Raw genomic sequence first — 13,375 nt, 5'->3', positions numbered from 1 at the left:
GCAAGGAGGATTGCGTATGAGTGATGTACTTGCTGATCGTACCCCTCCGCATAATATAGAGGCTGAGCAGGCGGTTTTAGGGGCCATATTGATTGATCAAGATGCGTTAACTTCAGCATCAGAGTTATTGGTACCTGATTCATTCTATCGAACGAAACATCAAAAGATTTTTGAAGTCATGCTTGGGCTATCTGATAAGGGAGAGCCGATTGACTTAGTAATGATGACATCAGCAATGGCTGATCAAGGATTACTAGAAGAGGTTGGTGGGGTTTCTTACTTAGCAGAGTTAGCAGAAGTTGTGCCAACTGCAGCTAACGTAGAATATTACGCACGCATCATCGCTGAAAAGGCGCTTTTACGTCGTTTAATTCGCACGGCGACTCATATTGTATCGGATGGATACGAGAGAGAAGATGATGTGGATGGTCTTTTAAACGAGGCTGAGAAAAAAATATTAGAAGTATCCCATCAAACGAATGCAAAAGCATTCCAAAACATTAAAGATGTTCTTGTAGATGCTTATGACAAAATTGAACTTTTGCATAATCAAAAGGGTGAAGTTACTGGGATACCAACTGGGTTTACTGAATTAGATAAGATGACAGCAGGTTTCCAACGAAATGATTTAATTATCGTGGCAGCACGTCCATCAGTAGGGAAAACGGCATTTTCATTAAATATTGCACAAAACGTAGCGACGAAAACGGATGAAAATGTAGCGATTTTTAGTTTGGAGATGGGTGCTGATCAGCTTGTTATGCGTATGCTTTGTGCAGAAGGGAATATTGATGCACAAAGACTTCGTACTGGTTCATTAACTTCCGATGATTGGGCAAAATTAACAATGGCAATGGGGAGTCTCTCAAATGCTGGTATATATATTGATGATACGCCAGGTATTAAAGTAAATGAGATTCGAGCAAAATGTCGTAGATTAAAGCAAGAACAAGGTCTTGGTATGATTTTGATTGACTATTTGCAGCTTATTCAAGGAAGTGGGAAATCAGGTGAGAACCGTCAGCAGGAAGTATCTGAGATTTCTCGTACCTTAAAAGGGATTGCGCGTGAATTGCAAGTGCCTGTTATTGCTTTATCACAGTTATCTCGTGGTGTAGAATCGCGTCAAGATAAACGCCCGATGATGTCTGATATTCGTGAATCTGGAAGTATTGAGCAGGATGCTGATATTGTAGCTTTCCTATATCGTGAAGACTACTATGATCGAGAAACAGAAAACAAAAATACAATTGAAATTATTATTGCAAAACAACGTAACGGTCCAGTAGGTTCAGTGGAACTTGCATTCGTCAAAGAGTTCAATAAGTTCGTTAACTTAGAACGTCGTTTTGAGGATGGACATGCTCCACCGGCATAAAGGCAGTATAAAAAAGAAACACATTTCTTATAATAAGATGTGTTTCTTTTTTTTTATAAGAAAGATAAGGCTTTCATAAGTTAAATATATAATTCTTACGAACGAAAATGTTTTTTTTGTGAAAAAATGTTCGCTTTTCGGTTGACTTCTCTTTCGGTTTTGGTACAATTATATTGTTTGAATAGATCGTTTGAAAATTGCGGAGGTGCTTTAATAATGTCTTCAGTAGTAGTTGTAGGAACACAATGGGGCGACGAAGGAAAAGGTAAAATCACTGATTTTCTTTCTGAGCATGCGGAAGTAGTTGCAAGATATCAAGGTGGAAATAACGCGGGACATACAATTGTTTTCGGCGGAGTTAAATATAAATTACACTTAATTCCATCTGGTATTTTCTATAAAGAGAAAATTTGTGTAATCGGAAACGGATTAGTAGTAGATCCAAAAGCATTACTTGAAGAGTTAAAATACTTACACGATCGTGGTGTAAGTACTGATAATTTACGTGTAAGTAACCGTGCACATGTTATTTTACCTTACCACTTAAAACAAGATGAGTTAGAAGAAGCAAGTAAAGGTGATAACAAAATCGGTACAACGAAAAAAGGTATCGGTCCTGCATATATGGATAAAGCTGCTCGTATCGGTATTCGTATGGCTGATCTTTTAGACCGTGAAGCATTTAAAGAGAAGCTTGAGCGCAATTTAGTAGAAAAAAATCGTTTATTTGAAAAAATGTACGATACAGAAGGTTTCACTGTAGAAGAAATTTTCGAAGAGTACTTCGAGTACGGGCAACAAATCGCGCAATATGTATGTGATACGTCTGTTGTATTAAATGATGCATTAGATAATAATCACCGTGTATTATTTGAAGGTGCGCAAGGTGTTATGCTTGATATTGACCACGGTACGTACCCGTTCGTTACATCTTCTAACCCAATTGCTGGTGGTGTAACAGTTGGAACTGGAGTTGGTCCTGCGAAAGTTACTCGCGTTGTAGGTGTATGTAAAGCATATACAAGCCGCGTTGGTGATGGTCCATTCCCTACTGAGCTTCATGATGAAATTGGTCATCAAATTCGTGAAGTTGGTCGCGAGTATGGAACGACAACTGGTCGTCCACGCCGCGTAGGTTGGTTCGATAGCGTTGTTGTAAGACATGCACGTCGTGTTAGTGGTTTAACGGATCTATCATTAAATTCTATCGACGTTTTAACAGGTATTCCAACTCTTAAAATTTGTGTAGCTTACAAATACAATGGCGAAGTTATTGATGAAGTTCCAGCTAACTTAAACATTTTAGCGAAATGTGAGCCTGTATATGAAGAGCTTCCAGGTTGGGAAGAAGATATTACTGGTGTAAAATCATTAGATGAACTTCCTGAAAATGCACGAAAATACGTAGAACGTGTTTCTGAGTTAACAGGAATTCAAATATCTATGTTCTCAGTTGGACCAGATCGTAACCAAACAAATATTGTTCGTAACGTATACGAAGCTTAATTAACATTTTTTAGAAAAAACTCATGTCTGCATGAGTTTTTTCTTATTCTTTTATAAAAAAATAAAAAAAGTATTGCAATAAATACAGAATACATGTTATGATACATCTTGTCGTCACGAAAATATGACGTTGGTGAGTATGAGCCATTAGCTCAGTTGGTAGAGCATCTGACTTTTAATCAGAGGGTCGAAGGTTCGAGTCCTTCATGGCTCACCATTTTATTTTTCGTGGCCCGTTGGTCAAGTGGTTAAGACACCGCCCTTTCACGGCGGTAACACGGGTTCGAATCCCGTACGGGTCATGTTTTTTTTTGCTTATTTTTGGTCCCGTGGTGTAGTGGTTAACATGCCTGCCTGTCACGCAGGAGATCGCCGGTTCGACCCCGGTCGGGACCGCCACTTTTGTTTATACCACCATTAGTGGTTTTATATATAGTTTTGGCTCGGTAGCTCAGTCGGTAGAGCAGAGGACTGAAAATCCTCGTGTCGGCGGTTCGATTCCGTCCCGAGCCACTCTCAGGATATTAAGTGGGCCCACTTAATATCCTTTTTATTTATGTAATTTTACAAAACTGAGTAGTTATTTTAAAATAGAACGAGGAGCCTCTAGCAGTTGAAGCTAGAGGTTTTTCTATAGATCGTATAGGATGCCGTGTAAAAGTGGATCATACATGAGTCTATGAGAATAGAGGAGAAAATACTTAAACAAAGGATGCGGTCATATAGGACATACTATGTAAACATCAATATGTTTAGGGATTATTGACCATATTTTTATAAGGAGGAAATAGACGATGATGGGAAAGAAAATTTTAGTAGTTGATGATGAAAAGCCGATTGCAGATATTTTGAAGTTTAACCTAGAAAAAGAAGGTTTTGAAATAGTAATGGCGCATGATGGTGATGAAGCAATTGAAAAGGCTAATGAAGAGCAACCAGATATGGTTTTATTAGATATAATGCTACCAGGTAAAGATGGCTTAGAGGTTTGCCGTGAAATACGTAAAAGCTCAGAAATGCCGATTATTATGCTTACAGCAAAGGACTCTGAGATTGATAAAGTATTAGGGCTTGAGCTTGGGGCAGATGATTATGTAACGAAGCCATTTAGTACAAGGGAATTACTTGCTCGTGTGAAGGCGAATTTACGCCGCCATCAACAAGGTGGTGCTGCGGAAAAAGAAGAAAATACAGAAATGGTTATTGGACCAATTGTGATTAATCCAAATGCATATAGTGTAACGAAGCGTGAGGAAAATATCGAGCTTACACATCGTGAATTTGAGTTGCTACATTATTTAGCGAAACATTTAGGACAAGTTATGACACGCGAACATTTATTACAAACAGTTTGGGGTTATGACTATTTTGGAGATGTGCGCACAGTAGACGTTACAGTACGTCGTTTGCGTGAAAAAATTGAAGATAATCCAAGCCATCCTACTTTAATTGTAACTAGACGTGGAGTAGGGTATTACTTGCGTGACCCAGAGCAGGAATAGTATATGAAGAAAGTTGGTTTTTTTCAATCTATTCATTTAAAATTTGTGCTTATATATATGCTATTAATATTAATAGCGATGCAAGTTATTGGAGTATATTTCGTAAGGGAATTAGAGAAGAGCTTAGTACAAGGTTTTAGGGATTCTTTAACGCAGCAAACAAACTTATTATCATATAATTTGAAGCAAGAGTTTAAAAAAAGTTATACAAAAGCAGAAACAGAGTCAACAGATGAAACGATTAAAACTTCAATTCGAAAATTTGCCTCTGATCAGAAGAAAGTTATACAAGAGGTAAGTGTATTTGATTCGCACAGAAAGTTACTGGCTATTTCAGATGAATCAAAGCAGAATAAGGTGAATCGAACATCAACTGATATAGCTGTTCAGCGAGTGTTAGTACAAAAAAAGCCGGAAGTGAAAATTGAGAAGGATGGTAGTACAGGTCATCGTGTTCAAGTTATGCTTACTCCGATTCTAGATGATAACGGTAAGGATGCGCTTGGTGTTATTTACATTGTGGCATCTATGGAAGATGTATATAAACAAATGAAGGATATAAATCAAATTTTTGCTACGGGAACAGTAATTGCTTTATTAGTAACGGCCGTACTTGGGATTTTATTGGCTCAAACAATTACAAGACCAATTTCAGATATGCGGAGACAAGCAATCGAAATGGCAAAAGGAAATTATTCGAGAAAAGTAAAAGTGCATAGCCATGATGAAATTGGACAACTGGCATTATCCTTCAATAATTTATCAAAAAAATTACAACAAGCTCGTTCTTCTACAGAAAGTGAAAGGCGTAAATTATCATCTGTTTTATCACATATGACAGATGGAGTAATTGCTACTGACCGAAAAGGGGATATTATTTTACTAAATGACCCTGCGGAAAAGATGTTAAATGTTTCTCGTGAAACAGCGCTCGATCAATCTGTTTTAGAGGTATTAGGAATACAGGAAAAATTTACGCTCGATCATTTATATGAAGAGCCAGATTCTGTTTTATTAGATTTTAGTACGAGAAACGAACCATATATTTTACGTGCTAGTTTCTCTGTTATTCAAAAAGAAACAGGGAAGGCAAATGGCTTAATTGCTGTACTATATGATGTAACAGAGCAGGAGCGTATAGAAAGGGAACGCCGTGAGTTTGTGGCGAATGTCTCTCATGAATTAAGGACGCCATTAACGACGATGCGCAGTTATTTAGAGGCACTTACAGATGGAGCATGGCAGGATCCAAATATTGCACCACAATTTTTAACGGTTACACAAGAAGAAACAGAAAGAATGATTAGACTTGTAAATGCGTTGTTACAGCTATCTAAACTTGATAGTACAGAGCATCGTTTAATGAAAGAATGGGTCGACTTTACTGATTTCTTTAATAATATTATTGATCGCTTTGAAATGTCTAAAGAGCAAAATGTAAGTTTCAAACGATCTTTCTCTAAGAAATCTAGATTTATTGATATGGATACTGACAAAATTACTCAAGTGCTGTATAACATTATTTCTAACGCATTAAAGTATTCACCAGAAGGTGGAACAGTAACATATCGTTTACGTGATCGCGGTGATTTATTAGAAATTAGTGTAAGTGACCAAGGAATGGGTATTCCAAAAGAAAACGTTGATAAAATCTTTGAACGTTTTTATCGCGTAGATAAAGCTCGTTCAAGACAAATGGGTGGTACTGGGCTTGGATTAGCAATTGCAAAAGAAATGATTGAGGCACATGGTGGCTCTATTTGGGCGAAGAGTGAAGAAGGAAAAGGGACAACTATTTATTTCACGTTACCAATGGCAGCAGATGAAGAGGACGATTGGGAATGAGTATGGAAAACTTTAAAACAATAGTTTTAATTAACCTAGTTGTAATTAGCCTATTTCTTACTTTTAACCTATGGACGTATGTGCCAGATTCTACATCCATGCAAAACGCGAAATTTGTGCAGGGAAATGAAGGAATGAACCAAACTAAAATTTCCGATGTTGTCCGTCCTACTTCTATCATCGTGCATAAAGATAAAAATCATTATGGGAGCAGAAGAGAGGCAGATATAGAATCAATCTATAAGCCTCTGGAAGTAGGGGAACTACATGATTTTAAAGAGATATCAATCACTAAGGGTGATTTCCTTTCATATGTGCATGGTGAAGGGAAAGTTGAACTTGTTTTCCCTACCGATATCCCATTTGATGCAGTAAAATCCATGTTTAACATGAAAGAGAAGAGTACAGATAAGCCTAAACATTTTAATCGTATTCTCCTCGATCCTTCTCGAAGTAAGGATCAAGAAATTAAAATTAACTTTGTTTCTGATGGTGATAACTTTAAAATATACGAGGCAAAATTAAGTGGCGTGTATTTAAAAGATATTGTAAATGCCCAAAATCAATTTATAGTATCAGCAAAGCCTTATTTTGATTATCAACTTAATGATATGAAAAAGTTATTTTTACCAGATGGAACGACAGAGTTAAACAATATAACATATATTTCATCTAATTTAGCAGTTGATACGTTTAAGAATGCTCTGTTTAGTGATCCTCGTTATTTAAGTCCGATTACCGAGATGTCGAAAGAAACATTTACAGATGGTATTAGATCCATGGAAATTGAAAACGATCGTCACATGCTAAAGTATAAAAACTCTTCTGTCTTAACTGAGAAAACGATAGATAATTTAATGCTTTTACAAAAAAGCTTTGAATTCGTAAGTGGTCACAGTGGAAGTTTGGATTCATATCGTTTGGACTATATGAATAAAGGAGAGACAGTATTTCGTTTAAATGAAGATGGATATTCAGTATTCAATGAAGATGGATTAGCTGAATTGAGACAAATATGGGGATCAGAAGAAGTAATGGAATATGAAAGACCGTTGCTGTCTTTAAATACTAAAGGTATAGAACAGAAGGTTACTCTTCCGTCAGGGCATGTTGTAATAGCATCTCTAGAAAATAATCCAGAGATAAAGAAACAAGTAATTAAGGATATTGGTATTGGATACAAGTTATCACTAGATGGACAAGTAGTTCGATTACAACCAATTTGGTATGTAAAGCTTGTTGAAGATGAAACAGGTAAACAGAAAATCTATGAGTGGAGTGAGGGAGGACTAAATGGATTGGGATCGGATTAAAACCATATTTATTGTGACCTTTTTTGTTTTGGACCTCTTTCTCATTTTCCAATTCATTCAAAAGCAAGATAGTAATCAATTGGAGCTTATTGCAGAAACAAAGATAGATCAAGAATTAAAAGCAAACAAAATTACGATGGGAAATATCCCTAAAGAACCGAAAAAAGAGTCATTTATTAGAGCGGAAAATAAAGCTTTTAAAGAAGAAGATATACAGTCTTTGAAAAATCAAACAGTGCATATACAAAATATGTACAAGATAGAAAGTAAGCTAAAAGAGCCTTTTTTAAATACGAAATCATTATCAAAAGATAAGTATAATGAATTTTTGAAGAACTATGTATTGGATGGACAAAAGTATGAATTTGGAGCGGTGAAAGACTCTAAAATTTATTTCTTCCAAAAATATAAAGATAAGCCTATTTTCTATAATAATCAGGCGATGATTGTTGTGGAATTAAATGAAAAAAATGAACTTGTTTCATATACGCAGACAATGCTAACTGATTTAAAAGAAATGGGCGAAGGTGAAAAAACGAAAGAGCAAGAAATTATTACGGCTCAAACAGCTTTAGAAAATTTGTATTTAAAAAATAAAATTCATGGAAATACGCATGTTAAAGAAGCGCAAATTGGTTATGCCACTCTTACCGCATCTACTTCTAATAACCAAGTACTGGCTCCAACGTGGAATTTGAAAACGGAGCAGAAGCAGGACTTCTTTGTGAATGCAATTGAAGGACAAGTTATGGAATTAGGAGAAAAGGAAAATCAAGTGGTTGATGAACATACTGGAGTGAGAAAGAATGGGGTTGCATTTTAGCGTACTTGCAAGTGGAAGTACAGGAAATATGCTATACGTAGGAACCGATGAAAAAAAATTACTAGTCGACGCAGGTTTAAGTGGTAAAGCAACAGAGGCTTTATTTAAACAAGCAGAACTGAATATAAATGATGTATCAGGTATTCTTGTAACGCATGAGCATAGTGATCATATTAAAGGATTAGGTGTACTGGCACGTAAATATGATTTACCTGTTTATGCGAATGAGAAAACATGGAATGCAATGGAACATTTAATAGGAAATATCCCAACTGAACAAAAGTTTATTTTCTCAGTTGGTGATGTGAAAACCTTTGGTGATATTGAAGTCGAGTCATTTGGAGTTTCTCATGATGCGGCAGAACCGATGTTTTATGCTTTCCATAACAATAATAGGAAGTTAGCGCTTATTACAGATACGGGATACGTAAGTGACCGTATGAAAGGCGTTATTAAGGGAGCTAATGCTTTCGTATTTGAAAGTAATCATGATGTAGAAATGCTTCGTATGGGACGTTATCCATGGAGCATTAAACGACGTATTTTAAGTGACGTTGGACATGTTTGTAATGAGGATGCTGCATTAGCGATGGCAGATGTAATTACAGATGAGACAAAGCATATTTATTTAGCCCATTTAAGCTTAGATAATAACATGAAAGAACTAGCGCGTATGTCAGTATCACAAGTACTAGAGGAAAAAGGATTTGGAGTGGGTGAATCCTTTGAAATTCACGATACAGATCCAAAAATGCCTACAAAAATTCAATACGTATAATTCTTCATTTTAGTAAACAATAAAGGTGAATATAGTTGTTTTCAGGAAGATAGGTGAACAAATATGTCCTTTATTGATGAAGAAAATTATCGTATGAAACGTGCAGGAAAAAAGAAGCACAAAGGTATAGTTCTTTCTAGTATAGCGGGAACAATTGTAGGAGCTTCTTTATTCGCGTTTGGAGCGCCTTTATTTTCAAATTCTGCTGATACGCTTCCGCAAGCTGAAGCAAGCGGAAGTAATATGGCCGAAGCTCAAGGGATTAAACAGATTAGCTTTGTAGATGCTGTTGATCGTGCATCTGAAGCTGTTGTGGGTGTTATTAACATTCAACGAGATAACTTTTCAGAGGCAGATTCAGAGGCCGGTACAGGATCAGGAGTAATTTATAAAAAGACAGATGGTCAAGCTTATATTGTAACGAATAATCATGTTGTAGCTGGAGCGAATCGTATTGAAGTAAGTCTAAGTGACGGTAAGAAGGTTCCTGGAAAAGTATTAGGAACCGATGTAGTCACAGACTTAGCTGTATTAGAAATAGATGCAAAGCATGTGAAAAAAATAATTGAAATTGGCGATTCTAATACTGTTCGCAGAGGAGAGCCAGTTATTGCGATTGGAAACCCACTTGGACTGCAATTTTCTGGAACAGTTACACAAGGTATTATTTCAGCTAATGAACGTATTGTCCCTGTAGATTTAGATCAAGATGGACATTATGATTGGCAAGTAGAAGTGTTACAAACAGATGCAGCAATTAATCCGGGGAATAGTGGCGGTGCGCTTGTAAATGCAGCAGGACAATTAATTGGTATTAATTCAATGAAAATTGCTGCAAAAGAAGTAGAAGGAATCGGCCTTGCTATTCCGGTGACTAGAGCTGTTCCGATTATGAATGAACTTGAGAAGTATGGAAAAGTAAGAAGACCATATGTTGGGATTGAACTTAGGTCATTAAATGAAATTCCAAACTATTATTGGTCAAAAACATTACATTTACCAGGTACTGTAACAGAGGGAGTTTGTATTTTGGATGTGAAAAGTCCTTCGCCAGGTGCGGATGCTGGTTTAAGAGAACATGATGTTATTGTGGCGGTAGATGGAAAACCGATTCGCGATATTATTGGATTCCGTACGGCCTTATATGATAAGGAAATTAATGATAAAATGACTCTTACGTTTTATCGTGGCACAAAAAGAGTAACAACAACAGTGAAATTAGGCATTCAAAAGTATTAAAAACAGGAGGGCCTACCTCCTGTTTTCTATTGTAGAAAAGTGAGGTGAAGAAAATGAATTTACCTTGTTGTTTAGAGCATGTTGAATTAGCGTTAGATATTATTGTGGATGAGTGTGAAGTTGCGCCAGTTATCAACAATGTGGATAACTCGGAAAAAGAGAAAAAAACATGTGAATTTTGTCAAAATGAGGCGACATATGTTGTATCGAACACAGATTCTCACACAATATGTGGGTAGTATTTGTGGATATGTGGATAAGTTTTGTGGATAACATGTTTGTAAGGTGGAGGATACGTGTGAATATCTCGATTATTTCAATTGGGAAATTAAAAGAAAAATATTTGAAACAAGGTATAGCAGAATACTTAAAACGATTATCTGCATACGCAAAAGTAGAAGTAATTGAATTGCCTGATGAAAAGGCGCCAGAAAATTTAAGTGAAGCAGAAATGTTAATTGTAAAGGAAAAAGAAGGTATACGTATACTGGATAAAATTTCTGATGACACGCATGTGATTGCATTAGCTATAGAAGGAAAGCAAAAGTCATCAGAAGAATTCGCGATAAGTCTAGATCGCCTTGCTACATACGGAAAGAGTAAAGTCGCATTTGTAATTGGTGGATCACTTGGACTAAGCTCAGAAGTGATGAAGCGTTCAAATGAATCACTTTCTTTTTCAAAGATGACATTACCACACCAATTAATGCGATTAGTGTTGCTGGAGCAAGTGTATAGAGCGTTTCGGATTAATCGTGGGGAACCGTATCATAAGTAATGTATTCTATATAAAACACTGATATTATCATATTTATTTTATTATGCCTATAACTGGAGGCTATGTGAATGGTAAGTGATCAGACGAGATATTCTAGGCTCGCGAATATAACAAAAATAATAAATACGAAATTAGAACTACGTGACGTATTGCAGCGTGTGACAATGGCGATATCAGAGGAGATTGTTAGGTGCGATGCTGTTGGAATTTATTTACCCCAGGAAGATGGAACATTTAGAGGGTTTGCAGGAAAACCAGAGACTATAAATGGTGTAACGCTCGATACTCAAGTAATTGATCCTGAAATAGACTTACTGGCAAAAGAAGTTATTGAAACGAAAAGAACCATCTATATTCCTGATACCTCAAAGGATCATCGACCAGATCCGAGACCGGTTAATGCATTCAAAATTAAGTCCTTATTAGCTCTGCCTATCTCATTTGGGCAAGAGTTATTTGGTCTAGTTTTTTTATTTGATTATGGAATTCCGATGAACTTAACAGATTCAGAAATTCAAAGTGTTGAAGCTTATGTAAATATGGCTGCGGTTGCAATTCAAAACGCAAATAATTTAAAACAAAAGGAAAACCTTATTGCTGAGAAACAACTGTTACTAAATGTTACACGTGATTTATCGATGTGTTCCTCGATACAGGAGAGTTTTGATAAATGCTTTTTTTACCTAGAACAGATTTTAGAGAGTAAAAATATGACTGCTCATCTTCTAGATCCGCTAGATAAAACAACAATTAAAACAACGAAATTAAGTAAGGACTGTCATTGGACAGAAGCGGATTGGATAGAGAAAAGCTATGAAGCCAAGATCCAAGAGGTTATTCAAACAAAAAATATAGATAGTAAGGGTCTATTGATGATTCCATTGGTTTCAATGGGAGAAGTATTAGGGGTAATCGTCGTTGGCAAAGAAGGAAAAGCTCACAATTATGATGATTCCCAACTTCAACTAGCAAAATCTATCGTTGATGCCACAGCCCCTACGTTTTCGAATTTGTTGTATATGGATCAACTAGAGAGCATAGTGGAAGAGCGAACGAGAGAGTTAGCTGCTGCTAATGAAAAAGTTACAAGTGTGATTGAATGTATTACGGATGGATTTTTTATTTTAAATAATAAATGGGAATTTACGTACGTAAATAAGTACCAATATTTTCCGCAAAGAAAAACAGCAAAAGATGTATTAGGAAAGAATATATGGAATGTTTTCCCGAGTGAAATTGACACAGTTATGTATAAGGAATTTCATCGTGCGATGTCAGAGCGAACTACAGTTCATTTCGAATTTCTTTCTACTGCAGATGAATATTGGCACGAAGTTATTGCATACCCATATGATGATGGTATTTGTTGTATTTTTAAAAACATAACGGAAAAAAAGAAATATGAACAGGAATTGAAAAGATTATCCAATATAGATTTAATAGGGCAAATGGCAGCAGGTATCAGCCATGAAATTAGAAATCCAATGACAACAGTACTGGGATTTTTACAGTTATTAAAAGAAGAGAATACCTATGAGAAACATAATAAGTACTTTTATTTAATGATTGAAGAACTTAACCGTGCCAATTCTATTATTACTGAATTTCTCTCAATGGGTAATACAAGGAAATTGGATTTGCAGATGTTAGATTTAAATTCAATTATCCGCGATATTATTTCTTTAATAAAGATTGATACGTACAATCAAAATAAATATATTCAAGTCGATACAAATGACATTCCAGAATTACTTTTAAATCGTAATGAGATACGGCAATTATTAATGAATCTATATCGTAATGGCTTAGAAGCGATGAATACAGGGAAAGTTCTAACCATTAGCACTTACAAGGAAGGTCAAAATTGTGTGGTGCTTGCAGTGCGGGATCAAGGAAAAGGTATCAGGCCTGAAGTATTAGAGAAACTGGGTACGCCGTTTTACACGACCAAAGATAATGGAACTGGATTGGGGTTAGGTGTATGTTATGCCATCGCTGCCCGCCATAATGCAAAAATAGAAATTCAAACAGGATCGGAAGGCACTACCTTTTTTGTTAAATTTAATTATGAAAATAATAAAAAATAACCTTATTTAGAATAGTTACGATGAACCGTATCATAAATAAATTTATTCTTTGTATATAAAAGGATAAAAAGACCATTGGACAAAAATTACCGATGGTCTTTTAAATATTATTAGATGGTATGTAGA

General features: G+C 35.9%; 11 protein-coding genes and 4 tRNA genes. All 15 read left to right on the top strand.

What is annotated here, in order from left to right; all coding sequences use genetic code 11:
• Nucleotides 1-16: 16 nt before the first annotated feature.
• The 15 genes from dnaB (at nt 17) to V6946_RS29175 (ending at nt 13,249) form a co-directional block, all read left to right on the top strand.
• A complete protein-coding gene (gene dnaB / locus V6946_RS29245; RefSeq protein WP_001286148.1) occupies nt 17-1,378 on the top strand; it encodes a replicative DNA helicase in 1,362 nt (453 codons plus the stop codon).
• A 216-nt stretch (nt 1,379-1,594) separates the two neighbouring features.
• Nucleotides 1,595-2,884, top strand: coding sequence for an adenylosuccinate synthase (locus V6946_RS29240; protein ID WP_000100238.1), 1,290 nt, complete (start codon nt 1,595-1,597; stop codon nt 2,882-2,884).
• A 141-nt stretch (nt 2,885-3,025) separates the two neighbouring features.
• A tRNA-Lys gene (locus V6946_RS29235) sits at nt 3,026-3,101 on the top strand.
• Between the two features lie 13 nt (nt 3,102-3,114).
• A tRNA-Glu gene (locus V6946_RS29230) sits at nt 3,115-3,186 on the top strand.
• 21 nt (nt 3,187-3,207) lie between these two features.
• A tRNA-Asp gene (locus V6946_RS29225) sits at nt 3,208-3,283 on the top strand.
• 41 nt (nt 3,284-3,324) lie between these two features.
• Nucleotides 3,325-3,397, top strand: a tRNA-Phe gene (locus tag V6946_RS29220).
• 281 nt (nt 3,398-3,678) lie between these two features.
• The gene (walR, locus tag V6946_RS29215) at nt 3,679-4,386 is read left to right on the top strand and encodes a cell wall metabolism DNA-binding response regulator WalR (RefSeq protein ID WP_000971865.1); all 708 of its coding nucleotides are present in this window, start codon (nt 3,679-3,681) and stop codon (nt 4,384-4,386) included.
• A 3-nt stretch (nt 4,387-4,389) separates the two neighbouring features.
• Nucleotides 4,390-6,231 (top strand): cell wall metabolism sensor histidine kinase WalK, encoded by a 1,842-nt coding sequence (gene walK, locus V6946_RS29210; protein ID WP_366981697.1) that lies wholly within the window; start codon nt 4,390-4,392, stop codon nt 6,229-6,231.
• Complete coding sequence (locus V6946_RS29205) at nt 6,228-7,544, top strand: YycH family regulatory protein (protein ID WP_000061560.1); 1,317 nt, start codon at nt 6,228-6,230, stop codon at nt 7,542-7,544. Before walK ends, V6946_RS29205 begins: the two co-directional genes overlap by 4 nt.
• Nucleotides 7,525-8,367, top strand: coding sequence for a two-component system regulatory protein YycI (locus V6946_RS29200; RefSeq protein ID WP_000383740.1), 843 nt, complete (start codon nt 7,525-7,527; stop codon nt 8,365-8,367). Before V6946_RS29205 ends, V6946_RS29200 begins: the two co-directional genes overlap by 20 nt.
• The gene (locus V6946_RS29195) at nt 8,351-9,145 is read left to right on the top strand and encodes an MBL fold metallo-hydrolase (RefSeq protein WP_000522837.1); all 795 of its coding nucleotides are present in this window, start codon (nt 8,351-8,353) and stop codon (nt 9,143-9,145) included. The genes V6946_RS29200 and V6946_RS29195 overlap by 17 nt, the downstream gene beginning before the upstream one ends.
• A gap of 63 nt (nt 9,146-9,208) precedes the next feature.
• On the top strand, nt 9,209-10,384 hold the full coding sequence (locus V6946_RS29190) for a S1C family serine protease (protein ID WP_000008031.1): 1,176 nt from the start codon (nt 9,209-9,211) through the stop codon (nt 10,382-10,384).
• A 53-nt stretch (nt 10,385-10,437) separates the two neighbouring features.
• Complete coding sequence (locus V6946_RS29185; protein ID WP_001052827.1) at nt 10,438-10,623, top strand: CxxH/CxxC protein; 186 nt, start codon at nt 10,438-10,440, stop codon at nt 10,621-10,623.
• Nucleotides 10,624-10,682: 59 nt separating this feature from the next.
• The gene (rlmH, locus tag V6946_RS29180) at nt 10,683-11,162 is read left to right on the top strand and encodes a 23S rRNA (pseudouridine(1915)-N(3))-methyltransferase RlmH (RefSeq protein ID WP_001027000.1); all 480 of its coding nucleotides are present in this window, start codon (nt 10,683-10,685) and stop codon (nt 11,160-11,162) included.
• A gap of 68 nt (nt 11,163-11,230) precedes the next feature.
• Nucleotides 11,231-13,249, top strand: a complete 2,019-nt coding sequence (locus tag V6946_RS29175) for an ATP-binding protein (RefSeq protein ID WP_366981696.1) — start codon at nt 11,231-11,233, stop codon at nt 13,247-13,249.
• The last annotated feature ends 126 nt before the right edge of the window (nt 13,250-13,375 follow it).

The sequence above is a fragment of the Bacillus sp. PPSBB_2 genome, from assembly GCF_045291115.1.
Classification (GTDB): domain Bacteria; phylum Bacillota; class Bacilli; order Bacillales; family Bacillaceae_G; genus Bacillus_A; species Bacillus_A cereus.
This window is presented reverse-complemented; position numbering and strand designations above follow the sequence as displayed.